We start from the raw sequence: 21,128 nt of genomic DNA, 5'->3' as shown, positions 1-21,128 counted from the left end.
TGGTTGTTAACTTATTTGAATGGATTTGATGTATGGACTTCTCACAAAACAAGTCAAAAGGCTTATGCACAATTAGCTGTAATAATTGCAGTATCAGCCAGCTATGTTTGCCATTTTCATTAAACGGTCAAGAAATGGATCGTCTCGATGAAATCATCGAACGTAAGAAACCACTGCATAAAGGTGATTATTTATTTGAGTCTGGCGAAAGCTTAAATGCCATTTATGCAGTACGCTCTGGTTCGTTTAAGTCTTATACTTTGTCAGAACAAGGTGATGAACAAATTACTGGTTTTCATCTAGCTGGTGATTTAGTTGGTTTCGATGCTATTAACAAAATGGCTCATCAAAGTTTCTCACAAGCCCTTGAAACTTCAATGGTATGTGAAATTCCATTCGATACTCTAGACGAATTAGCGGGTAAACTACCTAAGCTACGCCAACAAATTATGCGTTTAATGAGTAATGAAATTAACTATGACCAAGAAATGTTATTGTTACTCAATAAAAAGTCAGCTGAAGAGCGTCTAGCCAGTTTTATTTATAATCTTGCAGAGCGTTTTGGTGAACGTGGCTTCTCACGTAAAGAATTCCGTTTAACCATGACACGTGGTGAAATCGGTAATTATTTAGGCCTTACTGTTGAAACAATTAGCCGCCTTTTAAGCCGCTTCCAAAAAGCAGGTTTTATTAAGGTTGAAGGTAAATTTATCACCATTTTGGACCAGCAAGCGCTTGCAGCAACAGCAGCGATTAAATGTAAATAGAGTTTGATTTAACGCAACTTTATATTGTTTGCCCCTTTAACTGTTCTAAATTTAGGTTACACTCAAAGTACTACTTTTTGCGGAACAGTTAAGGAGCAGCACATGGACGCAATTAAACGAATTTTAGCAGTTATAGACCCAACCAAAGAGCAGCAACATAGTTTAAGCCGCTCAATTGATCTAGCCAAAAAATCTGGCGCGACCATCACCGCTTTCCTCAGTATCTACGACTTCTCTTATGAAATGACCACAATGCTTTCTGCTGATGAGCGTGAAGCAATGCGCGAAGCCGTCATAAAAGACCGCCAAGAATGGTTAAATGAACAAATTGCACTTTATCCAGAGCTTACCATTGATAGCTGCGTGGTTTGGCATAACCGCCCTTACGAAGCCATTATCAATACCGTGATCAACGATGGTTTTGACCTTGTTGTCAAAGGCACTCATCAACACGATACACTTAAGTCTGTTATTTTCACGCCAACTGACTGGCACCTCATTCGTAAGTGCCCTGCTCCAGTTTTACTTGTTAAAGAAAAAGAGTGGCCGGCAAAAGGCAATATTTTAGCTGCTGTGAACGCAGTGAGTGAGAATGAACAACACCTTGAACTTAATAAGCGTATTATCAATGACGCTCGTTTCATTTGTGATTTGGCCAACGCAACGCTTAACTTAGTTAATGCCTACCCAGCAACTCCTGTTAATATCGCTATTGAAATCCCTGAATTCAACCCAGGCGTTTATAACGAATCAGTTAAAAAACATCACTTTGAATCAACGCTTTCATTAGCTGAAGGGTTTGATATTGATAAAGCTCATTGTCACATTGAAGAAGGCTTACCAGAAGATGTTATTCCTGATGTGGCTTCACGCCTCAACAGCGAATTAGTAGTGATAGGTACAGTTGGACGTACTGGCTTAAGTGCAGCGCTTGTCGGTAACACAGCAGAGCATGTTATTGATAGCCTTGACTGCGATGTTTTAGCACTAAAACCAGACGGCTATGTGAGCCCACTTGCTAAATAACCTTTTAAATATGCATTAAAAAAGCCCCAGTTTGGGGCTTTTTTCTTTTTATATATTTGTTACATCAATAAATAATGATTCATCAATGTTTGTTGATGAGACCACCGCCTCGCTAAAGTCATAGCTTTCACGATTGCCTTCTCTATCAAGTGGTAAATTTTCAAAATCAAATAAGTTTCTGTCTGCAAGCTGGCTTGGGCTAACATTTTGTAAAGACTTAAAGATACTCTCAACACGACCTGGAGTTTTCTTATCCCACTCAGTCAACATGGCTTTGATTGATTGACGCTGCAGGTTTTCTTGTGAGCCACATAAGTTACAAGGAATAATTGGGAAGTCTTTGTGCTCAGCGTATTTAATTAAATCTTTTTCACGGCAATATGACAACGGACGGATTACCACGTTACGTTCATCATCAGAGCGCAATTTTGGTGGCATCGCTTTTAGTCGTGAACCATGAAACATATTTAAGAACATTGTCTCAACGATATCATCCATGTGATGACCAAGTGCTAGTTTAGTTGCACCAATTTTTTCTGCAAATGAATAAAGTGTGCCGCGACGAAGTCGTGAACACAGACCACAGGTAGTTTTGCCCTCTGGTACTTTTTCTTTTACTACTGAGTAAGTATCTTTATCAACGATGTAATACGGGATATTTAGCGTTTCAAAGTAATCAGGCAAAATGTGCTCAGGAAAACCAGGTTGTTTCTGATCAAGGTTTACTGCAATCACTTCAAATTTAATCGGCGCTGCTTTTTGTAAATTAAGCAAAATATCTAGCATTGCAAAAGAATCTTTACCACCACTGATACATGCCATAACAACATCACCGTCTTCAATCATGTTGTAATCAGTAATCGCATTACCAACATGCCTTCTTAGACGCTTTTGAAGTTTATTAAATTCAAGAGTTTCTTTTCTAGTATCAGTTTGATTCATTTGCTCTGCTCATACAGGCTTTGTAAGCCATGTTTCATAGTAAAAAGTTCGGCGTGGATTATACGGACTTTTTGAGTCAGTTGAAATGATTAGCGTGGGATAATTAAAGCGCTTATCTCGTAGAGATACCACGTAAAGCAAAGCGCTTTGGGAATAAAGGTTAAGGATTCAGGTTATTTATATTTATAACAGGTTAAGTGGTGTTTTCTGGATTAACTAAATAATTTATATGAAACAACAATTAATCTAAAACGTTCGAAGCAGCTACTTCCGCCTCGATTATGGCTCGATGTGCTTTTAAACCAATATTTGTTGAATAAAAATCTGCTGCTATTTTGAGCTCTTGTGGTGTTAATAAACTAAGAATTTTAAGCTTAAAAGCCATCTTGGCGGCACTCATGTCTGTTGGCTCTGCCAATACAGATGTCCCCATCGCATTTATCAACAATTGCTTTTGACTTTCAGGTAAATCTTTTAGTGTATCTGCTAATATTTGCTTTGTATCAACCTCTACATTACCACCACCAAGGCCATTAAAAATTTCATCCATTTTCAATGCATTATAGAACCGTTCAAATTCTAATTCTGCATTTGGCTCAGACTGAGCCGAACACACCATAAATGGTAACGAAAACAAAATCAGCAAACAAACTCTCATTTAATTATCCTTATTTTTTAGTTTTACAACTTAGTAGAAAGCCAAATAGCAAATTTAGTGGAGTGCTTAACTACTAATCTGATTGGTGAATAGTAAAATGAACTTGTACCATTCACTTTGCCTAGGTTCTGGTGTTCAATTTCATCTTGTTGAATGCTTAGTACCGCTTGATATGCGCTTTTATTGTTGTTCTCTAAATAACTTAATTGCCATTCTAGATGATGTAGAACCGTTGATTCAACGGCTTCTGTACACACCCAAATTGCTTTACGTCCAAATAAAGCAGTAATCAAACCTAAACAATAACCACCCAAAGACCAAAACCAGATTGCGTAGCAATGCCGTATTTTATGTTCCTTTAACCAACAATCAAACGTTTTGAAATGCTCGATTTCATGATTTAGCATTTCTTTAATCTGTACAGAGATATCTGGATATAAAAATTTAGAGACAAATAACTGAGCCTTATAAATACTTATCGCCCCAAATTCACCTGCATGATCAACACGCACAATCCTAGCGACTTCTTTTGAGATCATCTTAATTGCTTACTGTGCATTTGTAACGAGAAGCTGTACAAGCAAGGTCAGGCCAATCATCTCTGCCCCAACAGTATTTATCATTTCTAAGAGGTTTTAGATGCCAAACCACAGGCTTGCCCTTTTTATCTAAGCGGGTTTCATTTTCAAGCTGCACACGGATTAAATTTTTCTCTGCTGAGAGAATATTGTAAACGAAGGTTTTTCTCGCTTCAGACGCGGAAATATAGCCCTGCTCATCATAAGAGATTTCTAATGTTTTATTTTTAAACGTTATGGTATGAAAATTAGCTTCACAAACTGGGCTATTTGTAGACTGCCATGAGCCTTGCAACTTAGTTTGCATTTCTTGGTTGATAGGTGAATGACTGCTACAAGCTGAACATAGCAGTAAAATAACAAAAATAGGCGCTGAAGTTTTCATTAAGATGCTTTTAAGTCCCTGAAAAAGTAAGGTTTAGCATATCGAGAATCGTAAAAATGTCCAGCTATACGCTTAATAAAAAACAAAGGGCACATGAGCCCTGTGCCCTTTGTTAACTTTAAGCGCTTTTAGTTTTAGCTTTTTTATTCTTTGCCATTCGTTTAGCACGTTTTATTGCCGACTTTTTCGACGCATTTTTCTGCGCTATTTTTAACACTTTAGCCTCTTTTAATTGCTTTTTTGCTGCTTTCAAGCGCTTTTTAGCATTTTCGGCTAGTTTCTCTGCTTCACTAGCGCACTCTACAGCTGCTTGTGCTTTAAGTGCTGCATCTTTTGCAATTTCAGTGGTTTTGGCCACTTCTTTTTTACTCTTTTCGAGAATTTTTTCGAGCTTAGCAAGACGTTTCTCAAATACTGACTGTGAATTTTGCATAGTATTCTCCTTTACTGACATGCAGACATGCGGGTAGGTTCTGTGACAATAAGCGGGTCGAGACGATTCACAATTTCGTGATCTTTTTCTGGGTAATCCAAACAGCTTAAGAAATGACGCATACAGTTGATACGCCCGCGCTTTTTATCATCAGAGCGAATTTGTGTCCAAGGTGCATCCTTAGTATGGGTATGAAACATCATGGCATCTTTGGCATCACTGTAATCATGCCATTTAGCCAGTGATGCCATATCAACTGGGCTTAGCTTCCATTGTTTGAGTGGATCATTTTGGCGAGATTTAAAGCGTCTAAATTGCTCTTCTCTGCTGACCGAAAACCAATATTTAAATAGCTTAATACCGCTATTCACCAACATCCGTTCAAGTTGAGGAGTTTGACGCATAAACTCTAAATATTCGTGATCATCACAGAACCCCATTACCTTCTCAACACCGGCTCGGTTATACCAAGAACGGTCAAATAATATAATTTCACCCTTTGTTGGCAGGTGGTTAATGTAACGCTGAAAGTACCATTGATCACGCTCTCTTGCAGATGGTTTTTCTAAAGCCACCACGTGCGCCCCACGAGGGTTTAAATGCTCCATAAAGCGCTTAATAGTGCCACCTTTACCCGCCGCATCTCGACCTTCAAATAAAATCACAATTTACTGGTTGGTCTCTTTTACCCAGCCTTGCATTTTTAAAAGCTCGATTTGCAGTTCGTGTTTATGACGCTCGTATTCAACTACGTCCATTTTGCGTTTATATGGGTATTTACCGTCAGCATTCCACTTTAAGCTTGGGTTTTTAACATTTAGATCAAAAACCACATCCTGCTTCGCATTGGCTTCGGCTAATTTCTGCTGTTTAACTGATACAGGTTCGACATTGACTGTCTGCATAACGACTCCTTTTAAACTATAACTACCTATATTGAGATCTTTATAGTTTTACTTTAAGCCAGTTATTGCTAAGTAACTTGATCTAAATCTATATTTTCAATTCTTGAAAAATCATTTAAAAATAGAAGGTTAGCACTTAATAATTAAGTAAAAATAAGGATGCTAAAATAAAATTAAACCTTTTATCTATAGCAAGAAACAATCAGTAAAAACGCATATCTTCATACTGTTTTCAGATCTAAAAACACGCTAATTCTTAAATGCACAGCAATACAAATAGTTAGAAAAGATATGAATTAAAGGGAATAATGTAGATAAAATAAACAGTCAAAGTAACTGCACTGCTTACGATGAATTTCAGATTTTGATGCTAAACCAAAATAACGAGGAAACTCTTTAAAAAAAGAGACATAAGAACTATCTGCTTCACAACGAAAAAAGGACCTAATTAGGTCCCTTTTGTCGATATTAAAACGCTTTACCAATATATGGTCGCTATTTAACAATCCACGGTGTGGCACTGATAAGCTCAGCATGACTGCTAAGCACTGTGTTATCGTCTTGCCAGTCGTCTGTTACTTTTATTGAACAACGCTGCTCTTTACAGCTAACGTCATTTGCCGAAATAGCATCTTGGCCGTTAAATTTAAGTACAACACCTTGTTGTTCAGGCAGTAAAAACCACATTAATTTGCTAACAAAAAAGCCTGACAAATCAGATAACAGCTCGTCAAATTCTTCATTTAACGTATATAAGTTCGCTTTACTGAGTTCAAAATCAGCCAGATCCGTTGCTTCAATTTGTAACTTTAATTGGCATTCATGTTTTGGATTTTCTGGTTGAACAACTATTACGGCTTTATCTGTATCAAGCTGCTTATCGAATGGTAAAAGTAGTTGAGCCTTATCTGTATAAGTTAGGTCAAACTCTTGTTTTTCTGTAATTATTTTACCTGATTTAATTGTGCATACTTCGTTGCTAGCAATATCAGACAAATAAAAGTTAACTTGAGCGTATTGAAACTCGCCTTTATTAACAACTTTCAAACGATCGTAAAAGCCATCATAGGCAACAACAAATTCTGTTGCAGCGGCCTTTGAAGCAACTGCACCTAGCGCAACCGCGATGGTTGCTGCTTTTAACCATGGAAGGAGTTTATTCATCAAAGTAAGCTCTGTTTTGATTTATCATTTTATTCAATTCTTCAATGTACGCTTCACGTCGTTCAGAGTAAGACAGTAAACCTTGTGTTAGCTTAGTTGCATCAATTGGCTTTTGCTGGCGACGTAAATCAGCACGAATTGATCTTAAATCTTTATACGCCGCATGGGTATTAATATTTTTAAAATAAGAGTTTACAGCAGCACGTACCGATTGAAATGCAGCCACTTCGTGAGCAGCTTCGTTAGCACGGCGACGAGGAACCATGCCACAGCCTTTTTTATAACACCACTGACCGAAAAAGTTTAAGCCAATACGTGCAAAGCGTGACGTACCCCATGCTGACTCATTAGCTGCTTGCATAAGCGCAAGCTCTTTAGGAATGATATCAACACGACGAAGTGCCTGGGTAAGCGATAAAGTATCTATGGTGGTAGGCAACTTGTAGCTATTCAGTATTTTTTTAATATCTGATTGCTGTTTGCTACTTAGTGGCTCATTGTACTCCAGCATCATGCGCGCGATTTCTAGAGTCGCACGCTGCTGTAGAATCTTTTTATTTTCGGCCTCAACATGAGGGCGAATAAAATCAAAAAATGCATGTTTCTTTTCTTTCACATCAGTAAAATCTGCAAAATCTGGCAGTTTCACATTATGTAATGGCTTTTCTTTTTTGATTACGCGCTGGGTCCCTTTTGGCGTTGTCTGCGATTGTTCAGACCCACTTTCTACTACTTCTTTATCTACAAATGGCGATAACAACGCCCATGCAAAAAAAGCAGCAAGTAAAGCTCGAAAAACGTAATTAAGCATGTATTCTCTCATATAAACTACTACTCATGTGCGGTAACGTCACGCACACACAAAGGCGAAGTATACCAAAACCCTCTATTTTTGGCGAATTTGCCCTAAGAAAATTACCTAAACCTTTACCAAAATAGCGTGATTTAGCGCCAATTTACTCGCAATTTTCAAGCGCTTGCGTATACTGAAAAGCAAGCAAACGAGAAAAAGGTAGGTTATTTTTATGTGCCAATCTTGGCAAGCTCGCATTATTGATCAGCAAAAATATCGTCCAAACGATAACCGCTCAGCTTGGCAAGTTGACCGCTCTCGAATCATCCACGCCGCAGCCTTTAGGCGGTTGCAGGCTAAAACCCAGATTATGGGTATTGGCTTAAATGATTTTTATAGAACCCGTCTGACCCATTCTTTAGAAGTTGCTCAAATTGGCAGTGGTTTATTACGTCATCTAAAAAAGCAGCACCCTGAATTTACGAATTTTCCGAGCGGTAGCCTACTCGAGACCCTATGTCTTGCTCATGATATTGGCCACCCTCCTTTTGGTCATGGTGGTGAAATAGCATTAAATTACATGATGCGCGAGCATGGTGGCTTTGAAGGTAACGCCCAAACATTAAGAATTGTGTCTAAGCTTGAGCCCTATTCAAATGGCTATGGTATGAATTTAACCAGACGCACCTTGTTAGGTTTTATTAAATACCCAGCCTTTATTGATGATTTATGGCACAGCATTCCACCTTTGAGTGAGCAGCGTAGCTTTATTAAAGCTGACCATTGGCGACCAGCCAAAGGCTTATATAAAGACGATAAAGATGTTTTCGACTGGATCATTGATCCACTGTCGAATAACGATAAAGCGCTGCTGAGTAGTCATTATAAGGTTGATGAGTTTAGAGCTAAAACCCATTACAAATCGATAGACTCAGCAATTATGGAATTAGCCGACGATATTGCTTATGCCGTACATGATTTAGAAGATGCCATAGCTACAGAGGTTTTAACGCTGGCTGATTGGCAAAATCATGCCCTTGTACAATTACAAGAGCTTGACTCTGCATGGCTAACCACCCATTTGAGCTCGATAACCGCCAGACTCTTTTCTCATCACGAGTATGAGCGTAAAGACGCTATTGGTGAGTTGGTTAACACCTTTATTATTAACGCTCAGTTAGTTGTACAAAACGCAGATTTCGAATCAGAAATACTGCAATACACAGTAAGCCTACCGGATGAATTTGCCGAAATTCTTAACGTGCTAAAACATTTTGTTTTTAAACGTTTAATTCGCGAGCCAAAGATGCAGCAAGTTGAATTTAAAGGGCAAAACCTGTTGATTGAGTTATTTAGTGCTTTTGCCAGCGACCCAATGCGCTTATTACCTGAAACAACCCAAGAAATGTGGCTAAATGCGCACCAGCAAGGTGATAATGCAATGCGCATAATATGTGACTACTTATCAGGGATGAGTGATGAATATGCTTATAAAACCTATCAGCGCTTGTTTTTGCCATCTGCTTAAGTAATTTTTGAACAGCAGTTGAAATTGTTCTAAAATTAAACAGGTTATAGTAATAACAACCTCACCCCTTGAATGCATTTTATTTAACATGGATTGAAATAATGCTCAAAAAATACCTGCTTATTAGTGCTGCTGTAGCAAGCTCATTTGCTTGCTATAGTGCAGAATCACTTCCTGATCCGCTTCTTGAAGAACGCGGCATAATCATAAAAGATGCCACTCATTTCGATTGGGTACGGCTGAATTCGGGCGAATGGCTCAAAGGCGAGCTAGTCTCCATGTATGATAAAGAGATTGAGTTCGACAGTGATGTGCTCGACACATTAATTATTGATCGCGAAGATGTCTACATGATAATCTCAGATCGCCACCATACTGTGCGCTTTAACGATGGTAATGAGCTAAGCGGCACATTAAATATCTCTGGTGGTTATGTGAAAGTTGGCGAACAAGAAGCTAAATACCGTTATCGCGATTTAGTCTCTATTGCTCCTTCAGTTGAAAGCGAACTCAGTGCATGGACAGTGAAAATATCACTAGGTGCCGATATATCAAAAGGTAATACTGACCAAACCGAATATTCGGCTCGTGCAGATATCAAGCGCCGTACGGCGTCTAGCCGTTTCCTCGCAGAGTTTTTAGGTTATCGCACCACCAGCGATGAGCAAGTCACTAAAAACAACATTCGCGCTAACGGTACCTTCGACTGGTTTCAGACCCAAAAAATGTATTACCGCCCTATCTTCTTTGAGTACTACCGTGATCCGTTTCAAAATATCGCTAACAAGTACACTGTGGGTGCCGGTGTTGGTTACTATGTAATGGATACCGATAAAACAGAGTGGGACTTCTCGACAGGCCCTGCTTATCAAAAAACTGAGTTTGATACTGTCGCTACGGGTGAAGAAAAATCAAATTCATCTTGGGCATATTTTGTCGGCACTAATTACGAGCTAGAGGTCACCAAGAAAATTGATTTTACCTTTAATTACCGCTACCTAACTGCAAACAGTGATGCAGGTGGTGACTCTCAATATGCGATGGCTGCGTTTGAGTTTGAGATCACCGATGATATTGATTTTGATATGTCATTAGTATGGGACTATTTAGCTGACCCGATTGCCGATGAAAACGGTGTAGTACCAGAAAAAGAAGATTACAAAATGATTTTCGCGCTGGGTATCGATTTATAAACATCCCAATTAATCGATATAAAAACGCCGAGCTTAGCTCGGCGTTTTCATTTTAGTTAAGTAATATCTTATAGCGATTTAACACCCATGTTGTATAGGGTAAAGCCATAAATATCAGCGTATTGATCAATGATCTTACTTGTTGGTGTTCCTGCACCATGGCCTGCATTTGTTTCAATGCGAATAAGATACGGATTTTGATTCGCACCTTTTTCTTGTAGCTCTGCTGCAAACTTAAATGAATGCGCAGGCACAACACGGTCATCATGATCCCCTGTTGTTACTAAGGTTGCTGGGTAGCTAACACCCTCTTTTACATTATGAACTGGTGAATAGCCTTTTAAGTACTCGAACATTTCTTTACTTTGTTCACTCGTACCGTAGTCATACGCCCAACCAGCACCCGCTGTAAAGGTGTGATAACGCAGCATATCTAAAACACCTACAGCAGGAAGCGCAACTTTAAATAGCTCAGGGCGCTGTGTCATAACCGCACCAACTAATAAGCCACCATTTGAGCCACCACGTACCGCTAGGTAATCAGGTGAGCTGTATTGTTTTTTGTTTAAGTACTCAGCCGCAGCAATAAAGTCATCAAATACATTTTGTTTCTTAAGCTGTGTACCATTTACATGCCATTCTTTACCGTATTCGCCACCACCACGAATATTAGCAACAGCATATACACCACCGTGCTCAAGCCATGCCGCAATTGTAGGGCTGTAGCTTGGTGTTAGGCTTACGTTAAAGCCACCATAACCATATAAAATAGTCGGATTTTTACCGTTAAGTTCGGTGCCTTTTTTGTACGAAATAATCATCGGAACTTTGGTGCCATCTTTTGATGTATAGAACACTTGTTCAGAGATATATTCTTCGCTATTAAATTTAGCGCCCGACTTGCGGTACACATCAGACTTACCTGATTCAACATCAAACGAATAGGTATTGCCTGGTGTAGTGTAATTAGTAAATGAGTAATACAGCGTTTGTGCATCGTGCTTACCGCTAAAGCCATATGCAGTTCCCACACCTGGCAGGCTGATGTCGCGTACTAATTTTCCTGATTTATCGTATTGTTTTACTTGCGAAATCGCATCAACCATATACTTAGCAAAGAAGTAGTCACCGCCTTTTGAAAGGCTAAGCACATTGTCAGTTTCTGGGATTAAATCTTGCCAATTTTCTGGGCTTGGATCAGCTGCATCAACAGTTACAACACGTTTATTTGGCGCGTTTAAGTTAGTCACCAAATATAGTTTCGAGCCGTCATTATCAATAATTGAGGTATCTGAGTCTGTGTTATCTAAAATCGTCACTAGCTTGCTGTCAGGCTTAGTTAAATCTTTGATAAACAGTTTATTACCTGAAGTTGAAGTACTTGCAGCAATAATTAAATAACGATTATCACGGGTTACATCAGCACCAATATAACGATGTTTCTGAGCCTCTGTGCCACCATAAACTAATTGGTCATCTGCTTGTGCCGTGCCTAACTTATGGTAGTAAACTTTATGTTGATCTGTTTTTGCAGACAGCTCACTACCCTTTGGCTTATCGTAGCTCGAATAATAGAATCCTTCGTTGCCAAGCCAAGAGATACCGCTGAATTTTACATCGACTAATGCTTCTTCAATTGGTTGTTTAGTCGCTGTATCAATAATGATAATTTTGCGCCAGTCACTGCCGCCTTCAGAGATTTGATAAGCCGCTAGCGTGCCGTCCTCTGTGAATGTTAAGCCCGACATTGAGGTTGTGCCATCAGCGCTAAAAGTATTTGGATCTAAGAACACCTCAGCTTCTGAGTCGCCTTTTTTACGATAAACTACATACTGATTTTGCAGACCATCGTTTTTATAAAAGTAGGTGTACTCACCCTCTTTAAATGGCGCTGTGACTTTTTCATAGTTCATCAACTTTTCAAGCGTAGTTTTTAGCTCATCGCGATACGGAATATTTTTTAGATAAGAAAAGGTAACGTCATTTTCGGCTTTAACCCACTGGGCAGTTTCGTCGCTCATATCGTCTTCTAACCAACGGTATGGATCGGCTACTTTCTCACCGAAATATTCATCAACAACATTGCCTTTTTTAGTTTCTGGATAATTCACAGCAGCTTTAACCTCTGCAGTTTTCACTGTTTGTTCTGTTTTTGTTGGGGTAGATTCACCGCAGCCCGCCAATGCAACAACAATTGCACATGCTAGTGTTTTCTTGATCATAATAAATTTACTTTTAGTTATTGTTAATAAAATGAAAGTAAAATTAAAGCATTAGAATGTCTAGTAATTTGCGGTTAAACACAGGAACTGCTGTAAACCAATGTAAAAACAAAAAAGCCACGTAGTAACGTGGCTCTTCAAAGCATGTATTTGCTCAGCGATTATACTTTTGTTAACCAGCCATGAGTATCTGCTGATTTACCCCATTGAATATCATTCAATGCTTGGCGTAATTTAGCAACTTTCTCACCTGGTTCACCCGACCCCACTTTAAACTCTTGGTCGTTATGAATAAGTGTGCCAACCGAGGTAAGTACCGCAGCGGTACCTGATAACGCAGCTTCAGTACCTGGTTTAGCGGCTCTTTCTAGTAACTCAGACACAGTAAAGTTACGCTCAGATACTGTCATACCTAAATCTTTAGCAATCGTTAAAATACTATTACGCGTCACACCGTGTAAGAATGTGCTATCAAGTGCTTTTGTGATGATCTCATCACCATCAATTAGAATGAAGTTTGCAGCACCAGTTTCTTGTACATCACCACCAGGGCAGAATAAAATTTGGTCTGCTTGATGCTCTGAGCGAGCGTCTAAGATTGGGCCTAATGCACTTGCATAGTTACCACCACTTTTAACCATACCCATGTGTGGTGCACAGCGCATGCCGTCTTCTTCAAGTAATACACGTAATGCTGTAGCACCGCCTGAGAAATAATCACCTACTGGCGAAAGCAATACATAAAGCAAGGAACTCATTGACGGTGCAGCCGCTTTACCGATTGCCGCTTCTGTACCAATGTGAGTTGGGCGAATATACATTGAACCCGGCGGTGTTGGTGTTTCGTCTGCGTACTCTTTTACAATGTCTTTGATCATTTGCTCAAGCATGCTTTCGTCAAAGTCAGGTAAGTTGAGTAACTTAGAGCTTTGTTTCATACGAGCAATGTTAGCATCCATACGAAAGATATAGACCGAGCCATCTTCGTGACGAAATGCTTTTAATCCTTCAAAACAGGTGCTTGAGTAATGTAATACGTGAGCACCCGCATGTAATTCGATTTTATCAGATGGGACCAGCGCGCTTTCACTCCATGAGTTATCAGCAAAACGTGCTTGGATCATTTGTGGCATAAATACAGTACCAAATGCGGCCATTGTTGTTCTCTCTTGTTTGGACTACTTTTACCCCATTGTATGCTAATCCATCCCCGTTTAACCATAGCAAACTAGTGCCTTTTATCGATTAAAGTGATAATAACCCGACCATTTGGTACAAAAAATGCGCAACCCAAGTTGCGCATTGTTTACTGAGAATCATTCGCTAACAAATGACTATAAATTATCTGTAGTTCATTTTTGCTGTGAGGCGATTAAAAAAGCCCGGGAAAAAACGCTTGATAGTCGGTGCTAAACCACTTATTCCTTCACCAATAACAACTTCATCTTTCTCGGCTTCAATGGCTTTAATCATTTTTGCAGCCGCTTTTGCCACATCCATACCGTTTTCAATTGATTCCTCTGGCTTATTTTGCGGTTTACCTTGGCCATCTAACGAATTATGCGCAATGGCTGTTTTAATTGAACCCGGGCAAATAGTCAGGCAATTCACATTTTTGTCGGCTAGTTCTGCTCTTAAGCAATCCATAAAGCCGACAACCGCATACTTAGAACCCGAATACCCAGTTCTGAACTTTGAACCGACTTTACCCGCTACACTGCTAATTGATACCACCATGCCCATACCTTGCTTCACCATCTGTGGTACGACCGCCTTAGTTAAAGCAATTAAACCAAAGTAATTTACTTCCATCAGTTGGCGATAAACAGTAAATTCATTTTCTAAAAATAGACTACGCTGCGACACCCCACCGTTATTGATAAGCACATCAATGCGGCCAATTCGCTCAATCACTGCTGGCATATCTTCAAGTAAGGCTTCGGGCTTTGCCAAATCAAGAGCGACCACATGATGATTACCACCGAGCCTTGTATTAAGAGCGTTGAGTTTTTCCTCATTGCGGGCAGACAGTACTAACGTTGCCCCTTTTGCCGCCAATTGCTCACAAAGTGCCTCACCAATTCCAGAAGATGCCCCAGTAACCCAAACTGTTTTACCATTTAATTGCATGTGTGTTCCTTATTATTGTTGTTATGCTTTGTTAGGCCCTGCATGTTGTTCTATATGATCAGCAATATCTTTATAAAAACCAAGCATAATCAAGAACTCTGCTAATACAAATAACGGGCCTATGACCAAACCAATTAAATCATCAACAAAGGCTGGCTTTTTACCTTCAAAATAGTGACCAATAAACTGAAACACCCAACCAACAACGAAACTGCCAATGCTCACAGTTAGCCATAACTCTGTTGAAAGCGACACCACAGGCTCAGCAGCAATGCTTAACAAACTTAAGCATACAGCCATAATTAACCCCATAGATAAGCTAAGCATTAAGTAATAAAGACAGGTGAGTGCAATTACCACGGTTGCTAAAGAGATAACGGCAGGCTCTGAGATAAGCGTGACGCGTTGTAATAAACAAATAATTGCAAACACAATTAATGGAATGCCAATAAAGTGAGTGTAAATATTGCGTTTAGAACGGTGATAAAGGGCGTAATTTGTCAGTTGTTGTTTTAATGTTTTCATTGTTTTTCCTGCCAAAACTGTGTTCAAAATTCAGATTAGCAGAAAATTTACCATCAAGAATGTCAACTAGCCGACATTTAAAGTAGCTAGCTTAAACTCACACATTAAACCAGCGCATCAATAACTTTGCCTTTTTCAGCTTCTGGTCGCATATCCATGCGTTCGCGACCTTTTTGATACTCTTCATCGAGCATCGCTTGCAGCTCATTCATTTTTTCTTGCAGTGCTTTAGTATCGGCACCTTGTTGTTGCATTTGTTCAGCAAGCTTCTCTATTTGCGCTTTTATTTCATCAATTTTCTCTTTATCAACCCCGAGCCGCTGATAAACCAAAGCTTCTTGAGCCTGTGCTAAAAAAGAGCTGGGCTCAGACTGCTTTTGTAAAAGTTGTTGTGCTGAAGATGAAGGCGTATGCATGGCTTTCACACCCTCAGTGCGAGCCGTTTGCGACAGCTTAGCAACAGCCGAAGCGTGATAAGGGTTATATTGATTATGAAATGTAATTGCCACAAGTTGTCTTCCATTTAAGCTTGATTACAACTTTGTAGCAATTTAAGTTCCAAGCTAGCATTGAGATTGCAATCTATCTATATCAATAATCTCAATCATTTGATATTTAAGATTAATAATTGAATCCGCTTGCAAGGATTGTAAAATTTGATTAATGGTTTGCCGTGTTAAATAGGTCATATCGGCAAGTTGTTGCTGGGTAAGCGGCAAACAGCTTTGGAGTGACGATTGATAAAGCATGCACAACCGCTTACTTACCTTTTGCTTTGCTGTAAGGAGTGCGTGATCTTCTAATGAGTCAAACAGGTTTCGCACTTTATTGGTAAGCAGAAGCCCAAAATCATGCCAATATGCAGGGCTTTCTTGTAATAACTGGCTTAAAGCCCGCTCAGGTACGTGTAAAAGTCGTACCGCAGTTTGAGCATACACATCGTGGGTGCGCTTACCACCATCAAACAGAGCAACTTCACCAAACCACATAGCACTGGTTACAAAACTGAGCACGGCTTCTTTGCCTTGGCTATTAACCCCAGAAACTCTAAGCACGCCATTAATAACACAATACAGACCGGTATTTTCATCACCACGCAAAAACAATGCATCACCCGCATTTAAGGTGATTAATTTAGCATTTTTTACTAGCTTGTCCCTAAATAATTGTGTGCGATTTTTAAACCATTTGTCTTGGTTAATTACCGAAAGGTCTTGTTCATTCAAGTGTTTATCCTTTACATTGGTGTAGTGTGCATATATCCAAGCCACCTCAAAATGCAGAATTCAGCGTTTCACAGGTTGTTTGGATATCTAAATAATAAAAGGATACGGGATGTTAAACAAACTACTTTCGACCAGCCTACTTCTCAGTGCTATTTCTACCCCTGCATTTGCTAGTGATATTAATACTGAACTTAAATCTGCCAATAAAAGCGTCAGCGAAAAAGTCATTAAATGGCGCCGTCATTTACACCAATACCCAGAGCTTAGTAACCGTGAGTTTGAAACAGCAAAATATGTGGCTAAGCATTTACGTTCGTTAGGCCTTGAGGTTCAAACAGGTGTGGCTCATACCGGTGTGGTTGCCAAACTTAAAGGGGGCAAAAAAGGTCCGCTTATTGCGCTACGTGCAGATATGGATGCACTACCTGTAAAAGAGCAAGTAGACTTACCTTTCGCGTCAACTCAAAAAACAGAGTACAAAGGCAATACCGTTGGCGTAATGCATGCCTGTGGTCATGATAACCATGTGGCTATTTTAATGGCAGCAGCTGAGTCTTTAGTAAAAATTAAAGACCAACTAGCTGGTGATATTCTGTTTGTCTTCCAACCTGCTGAAGAAGGTGCACCAGATGGCGAAGAAGGCGGTGCTGAGCTGATGCTTAAAGAAGGCTTATTTAAAGAAAAGCCAGAAGCCGTATTTGGTTTACACGTAACCAGCTCTCTTAATACCGGACAAATTGGTTTTCGTGAAGGGCCGTTAATGGCCAGCGCCGACAAATTTACAATTACAGTAAAAGGTCGCCAAACTCACGGTTCTCGCCCTTGGAATGGGGTTGACCCAATTGTGGCGTCATCACAAATTATTATGGCAACACAAACCATTGCCTCACGCCAAGTTGATGTAACCAAAGCGCCTTCTGTGGTTTCATTTGGTGCCATTAATGGCGGTGTGCGTAACAACATCATCCCTGATCAAGTTGAAATGGTGGGCACAATTCGTACCTTTGACCAAGAAATGCGTGCTGACATTAAAAAACGTTTAGCTAAAACCGCTGAGATGGTAGCTGAATCAGGTGGCGCAGAAGCGCATGTTCACATTGATCATGGTTATCCAGTAACAGTGAACGATATTGAATTAACTAAGAAAATGACACCAACTCTAGCTGGTGTGGTTGGCAAAGAAAACCTGATCACAACGCCACTTATCACAGGTGCCGAAGACTTTAGTTACTACGCCTTAGAAACACCAGGCATGTTCTTTTTCTTAGGTGTCACACCAAAAGGTCAAGATGCGGTTACAGCACCTAGTAACCATTCACCACACTTTTTTGCAGACGAAAAAGCTTTACAGCTTGGCGTAAATGCAATGACGCAATTAGTGGTTGATTACCTAAAATAATAAAAATTTTCTTACCGGCGGGTGGCATCACTACCCGCCCTATTTTCTTAGCTGTTCAGCATCAATAAAGTTCATTTTGCTAGGGTTAGATTACTATAAACAGGTAAGGAAACCCCATGACATCAGAATACTTTCATTTTTTAAGCATTATCGGTGTAGCGTTTTTTGCTATTTCGGGCACCTTGCTGGGCCATGAAAAAAGTGTCGGTGGTTTTGGTGTGGTGGTCGTTGCCACAGTCACAGCTCTGGGTGGTGGCACACTTCGAGACATATTGCTCAACAAACCAGTATTTTGGATAGCTCAGCCTGATTATTTGTACGCAACTTATATAGCCATATTCGCCTCTATTTTATCTATTCGTCACTTACCCGATTTAAGTAACACCACCATGCTATTAATGGATGCCGTAGGGATGGCTATTTTCAACATTATTGGTATCGAAAAGGCATTGATTGGCGGCGCAGATATGGTTGTAGCCATCACCATGGGTATGACCACGGGTATTTTTGGCGGCCTGATGCGTGATGTGATCTGCCGAGAAGTGCCTTTAGTAATGGGCGAAGAACTTTATTCAACCGCTTGCTTATCTGGCGGGTTAACTTACGCGGCTTTATTCACCCTTGAGGTGAGTTATATTTGGTGCATTATTGGCGCATTTGCTGTGACGGTATGTTTAAGATTAGGCGCCATACACTTTGGCTGGCAACCTAACCTGTTTCGTAAAAGCAGCTTTAAACGCTCTTAGCAAGTCATATAAATACAACCATCGAGTGGCATGTCCGCTGGATACTGGGTTTGTATAAAACCCAGTTTTTCATAGGCTGTTTTAGCAAGGCTATTGTGGCTATACACAAACAACGACAAACTATCGCAGTTAAATTGCTGTTTACCCTTCTCTCCTAGTAAATTTATCAACACTTTTGCAAGACCTTTACCACGTTCACTTGGCGCGATAACTAGCCGCCCTAAATGGCAACGACCTTCACGTAAATAGTATTGACCAAACCCTAACATCTGGCCCTCGTCATTAATCAACGTGTAGGAATTCAGCGCATCTAGGTTTAAATCATTCTTAAAGCTTTGCGTATCAAATGGGTAATTAAAAAATGGCCCAGACCAAATACGCAGTTCAGCCTCTGAGTTAAACCAACCCATTAACTCGTTGAGTTGGTCACTCGTTACTTTAACTAGCTTCATGTTTTAACCTATCGTATAAACCTGATGCACGAGTAACAGATTTATTCATTGCCATGAGCAATACATTTTTATCGGCCACCAGCTCAAATGTGGTTTTCGCGCGGGTGATACCCGTGTAAACCAACTGCCTGTTAATGCCCTGATTAGCCTGTTTTATTGGTGGTAAAATCATTGCTGTATAAGCAAATTCAGAACCTTGCGACTTATGAATTGTCATGGCATACACTTTGTCGTGAGCAGGTAAACGCGCGGGTGAAAAGGCACGAATATTTTCTTGCTCATCAACAAACATGGCTTTTAACTGACCTTGCTCATCGTGCATTAAAATACCTATGTCGCCATTAAACAGTTTTAGCTGGTAGTCGTTTTGGCTGATCATAATTGGCATACCCACGTAGTGCCTTTGATATGGCGAGATTAAACCTTGTTGAGCCAGTGCTTTTTCAATACGCTGATTAAGGCTATTTACACCATAATCTCCCTCTCTGACTGCAGCTAACAACTGATAATGCGCAAATGCTTTATGCACACTGGCAACACTTGCCCCTTGCTGGATAAGCTGCAAATAATCGTGATATTGCAACGCCGCTTGTTGCACAAATTGCTCAATCGGTTTACTAATTACGCTGTAATTAAGTTTAAGGTCTTTAAAGCCACCTTGATTAATCGTTTGCTCAACATAGCCCAGTAAGCCACTGTTATTGGTATTTACAGCTTGAGCTAATTGACCAATGCCGCTGCTGCCATCAAAACGATAACTTTGCTGTAAAAACGCAATACAATCGTTAAGTACAAAATGACTGCTCGCCGAGGGTATCTCGCTCTGTTTATTAAAACAAACGCGATTAAGCTGCGCCGCTCTTTCACTGCTGTAATCAGGCATTTTGCCAAGCTCTAACCCTTGGCATAGGTCGCTAAGAATACTGCCCGTATCAACCGAGGCTAATTGGTCTTTATCACCCAGTAAAATAAGTCTTGCATGACTCGGTAATGCCTCAATTAGTTTTGCCATAAGCGATAAATCTACCATCGATGCTTCATCAATGATAAGTACATCTAAATGCAGCGGATTACGCTTGTTATGGCGAAACTTATTGGTATGCGGAATAACCCCCAGTAAACGGTGAATCGTTTGCGCGCTGTCAGGAATAAGTGGCGCGATATTATCAGGGATCATACTGAGCTTTTGCTTTGCCCCTAAAATCGACTCAGTTAAACGCGCTGCCGCTTTACCTGTCGGTGCAACCAGCTTAATTGTTAGCGGCGCACTGGCATACAAAGATTGTAATATGGCCAATAGCTTAGTTACAGTGGTGGTTTTACCTGTACCCGGGCCGCCAGTGATCACACTAAAGCCTTTTGTTGCGGCAATCGCACAGGCTACTTTTTGCCAGTTTAATGTTTTAATAGGATCGCTTGGGTTGGTTGTATGTTCACTGCTAGGAAAATACACCTCAAGTAATGACGTTAATTCGGCTTCATCAAGTGTGAGTTCTTTCGTTGCTAAATGATGTAAACGCGAAGCCAGTGTGGTTTCGTACTCTGCCAATCGGGCAAAATAAAGTTTATTCGCAAACAATAGCAGTGGTTTGTCGTCCCCGACACACTCAGCATTCATTAGTTTATCAACGGCTTCAGCAAGGCCAAATTCCATATCAAACGGGGTTAAAACATCAGGGGCTGCAATGCTGGCATCAGCTAAACTTTGTTCTCTTATTTCAAACGGGTTTTGCCAGTTTATAGTCACGAGCTCTAAACAGCTGTGCTGACTTTGCTGCGCGGCCGCAAGCAATAAAATCAGGTAAAAAACCTCACTGTGCGCTGCTTCGTTACTCTCTATCAGTGTTTGTGAACCGGCTACTGTTTCTGTGCCAGTCAATAGCTCTGCAAGTTTCACATCAACTAAGCGAATACGTTTTGCCTCCAGCAAATAACTCAGTAAAGGCTGTGTTTTAAGTTCTGTAGCAGGCAACACTGAATCGCTTTGGGCATGTTGTTCTGGTTGCTTATTCATTGGCTCGTTTGGCTCATGGTCATCAAAGCCGAATGTCATTTG

Annotated in this window: 22 protein-coding genes and 1 pseudogene; 6 read left to right on the top strand and 17 right to left on the bottom strand. The window is 40.2% G+C overall.

Annotated features, from left to right (window positions below; translation table 11 throughout):
- The first annotated feature begins 32 nt into the window (after positions 1–32).
- Positions 33–767 (top strand): FNR family transcription factor, encoded by a 735-nt coding sequence (locus AOG26_RS03995; protein ID WP_054553050.1) that lies wholly within the window; start codon positions 33–35, stop codon positions 765–767.
- Between the two features lie 102 nt (positions 768–869).
- Entirely contained in the window at positions 870–1,793 is a 924-nt protein-coding gene (uspE, locus tag AOG26_RS03990) for a universal stress protein UspE (protein WP_054561326.1), read from the top strand.
- 48 nt (positions 1,794–1,841) lie between these two features.
- On the opposite strand, the gene ttcA is transcribed toward uspE, so the two are convergent.
- From ttcA to AOG26_RS03950, 9 genes are all read right to left on the bottom strand, one after another.
- Positions 1,842–2,735, bottom strand: a complete 894-nt coding sequence (gene ttcA, locus AOG26_RS03985; RefSeq protein ID WP_054561325.1) for a tRNA 2-thiocytidine(32) synthetase TtcA — start codon at positions 2,733–2,735, stop codon at positions 1,842–1,844.
- A 241-nt stretch (positions 2,736–2,976) separates the two neighbouring features.
- On the bottom strand, positions 2,977–3,393 hold the full coding sequence (locus tag AOG26_RS03980; protein ID WP_054561324.1) for a hypothetical protein: 417 nt from the start codon (positions 3,391–3,393) through the stop codon (positions 2,977–2,979).
- A gap of 23 nt (positions 3,394–3,416) precedes the next feature.
- Complete coding sequence (locus tag AOG26_RS03975) at positions 3,417–3,932, bottom strand: demethoxyubiquinone hydroxylase family protein (protein ID WP_054561323.1); 516 nt, start codon at positions 3,930–3,932, stop codon at positions 3,417–3,419.
- 1 nt (position 3,933) lies between these two features.
- Positions 3,934–4,356, bottom strand: a complete 423-nt coding sequence (locus AOG26_RS03970; RefSeq protein ID WP_054561322.1) for a hypothetical protein — start codon at positions 4,354–4,356, stop codon at positions 3,934–3,936.
- Between the two features lie 118 nt (positions 4,357–4,474).
- Positions 4,475–4,789, bottom strand: coding sequence for a hypothetical protein (locus tag AOG26_RS03965; RefSeq protein ID WP_054561321.1), 315 nt, complete (start codon positions 4,787–4,789; stop codon positions 4,475–4,477).
- Between the two features lie 11 nt (positions 4,790–4,800).
- Positions 4,801–5,454 carry a polyphosphate kinase 2 gene (gene ppk2 / locus AOG26_RS03960; RefSeq protein WP_235575462.1) on the bottom strand — a complete coding sequence of 218 codons (654 nt, stop codon included), beginning with the start codon at positions 5,452–5,454 and terminating at the stop codon, positions 4,801–4,803.
- 3 nt (positions 5,455–5,457) lie between these two features.
- On the bottom strand, positions 5,458–5,694 hold the full coding sequence (locus AOG26_RS20925; protein ID WP_235575461.1) for a hypothetical protein: 237 nt from the start codon (positions 5,692–5,694) through the stop codon (positions 5,458–5,460).
- A 495-nt stretch (positions 5,695–6,189) separates the two neighbouring features.
- Positions 6,190–6,858: a DUF2987 domain-containing protein gene (locus AOG26_RS03955; protein ID WP_054561320.1), complete on the bottom strand. Its 669-nt coding sequence runs from the start codon at positions 6,856–6,858 to the stop codon at positions 6,190–6,192.
- Positions 6,851–7,669, bottom strand: coding sequence for a glucosaminidase domain-containing protein (locus tag AOG26_RS03950; protein ID WP_054561319.1), 819 nt, complete (start codon positions 7,667–7,669; stop codon positions 6,851–6,853). The genes AOG26_RS03955 and AOG26_RS03950 overlap by 8 nt, the downstream gene beginning before the upstream one ends.
- A gap of 214 nt (positions 7,670–7,883) precedes the next feature.
- Between AOG26_RS03950 and AOG26_RS03945 the strand changes: the two genes are divergently transcribed.
- Positions 7,884–9,179, top strand: coding sequence for an anti-phage deoxyguanosine triphosphatase (locus tag AOG26_RS03945; RefSeq protein ID WP_054561318.1), 1,296 nt, complete (start codon positions 7,884–7,886; stop codon positions 9,177–9,179).
- 101 nt (positions 9,180–9,280) lie between these two features.
- Positions 9,281–10,372, top strand: coding sequence for a DUF481 domain-containing protein (locus AOG26_RS03940; protein WP_054561317.1), 1,092 nt, complete (start codon positions 9,281–9,283; stop codon positions 10,370–10,372).
- Between the two features lie 68 nt (positions 10,373–10,440).
- On the opposite strand, the gene AOG26_RS03935 is transcribed toward AOG26_RS03940, so the two are convergent.
- From AOG26_RS03935 to AOG26_RS03910, 6 genes and pseudogenes are all read right to left on the bottom strand, one after another.
- On the bottom strand, positions 10,441–12,594 hold the full coding sequence (locus AOG26_RS03935; protein WP_054561316.1) for a prolyl oligopeptidase family serine peptidase: 2,154 nt from the start codon (positions 12,592–12,594) through the stop codon (positions 10,441–10,443).
- Positions 12,595–12,755: 161 nt separating this feature from the next.
- A pseudogene (locus AOG26_RS03930) lies at positions 12,756–13,757 on the bottom strand (branched-chain amino acid aminotransferase); the annotation flags it as partial.
- 178 nt (positions 13,758–13,935) lie between these two features.
- Entirely contained in the window at positions 13,936–14,724 is a 789-nt protein-coding gene (locus AOG26_RS03925) for an SDR family oxidoreductase (RefSeq protein WP_054561314.1), read from the bottom strand.
- A 21-nt stretch (positions 14,725–14,745) separates the two neighbouring features.
- Positions 14,746–15,249: an Mpo1 family 2-hydroxy fatty acid dioxygenase gene (locus AOG26_RS03920; RefSeq protein WP_054561313.1), complete on the bottom strand. Its 504-nt coding sequence runs from the start codon at positions 15,247–15,249 to the stop codon at positions 14,746–14,748.
- Between the two features lie 104 nt (positions 15,250–15,353).
- Complete coding sequence (locus tag AOG26_RS03915; protein ID WP_054561312.1) at positions 15,354–15,758, bottom strand: hypothetical protein; 405 nt, start codon at positions 15,756–15,758, stop codon at positions 15,354–15,356.
- Positions 15,759–15,812: 54 nt separating this feature from the next.
- Positions 15,813–16,475, bottom strand: coding sequence for a Crp/Fnr family transcriptional regulator (locus AOG26_RS03910; protein WP_054561311.1), 663 nt, complete (start codon positions 16,473–16,475; stop codon positions 15,813–15,815).
- Between the two features lie 109 nt (positions 16,476–16,584).
- Between AOG26_RS03910 and AOG26_RS03905 the strand changes: the two genes are divergently transcribed.
- A complete protein-coding gene (locus AOG26_RS03905) occupies positions 16,585–17,874 on the top strand; it encodes an amidohydrolase (protein ID WP_054561310.1) in 1,290 nt (429 codons plus the stop codon).
- Between the two features lie 116 nt (positions 17,875–17,990).
- Positions 17,991–18,620, top strand: a complete 630-nt coding sequence (locus AOG26_RS03900) for a trimeric intracellular cation channel family protein (protein WP_054561309.1) — start codon at positions 17,991–17,993, stop codon at positions 18,618–18,620.
- Here AOG26_RS03900 and AOG26_RS03895 read toward each other — a convergent pair.
- A complete protein-coding gene (locus AOG26_RS03895) occupies positions 18,617–19,072 on the bottom strand; it encodes a GNAT family N-acetyltransferase (RefSeq protein WP_054561308.1) in 456 nt (151 codons plus the stop codon). The genes AOG26_RS03900 and AOG26_RS03895 overlap by 4 nt on opposite strands.
- Entirely contained in the window at positions 19,059–21,125 is a 2,067-nt protein-coding gene (gene recD / locus AOG26_RS03890; protein WP_235575471.1) for an exodeoxyribonuclease V subunit alpha, read from the bottom strand. Before recD ends, AOG26_RS03895 begins: the two co-directional genes overlap by 14 nt.
- Between the last annotated feature and the right edge of the window lie 3 nt (positions 21,126–21,128).

It is taken from the genome of Pseudoalteromonas sp. UCD-33C (assembly GCF_001306895.1).
GTDB lineage: Bacteria > Pseudomonadota > Gammaproteobacteria > Enterobacterales > Alteromonadaceae > Pseudoalteromonas.
Note: the sequence above shows the minus strand (reverse complement) of the source record. Positions and strands in the feature narration are given on the sequence as shown.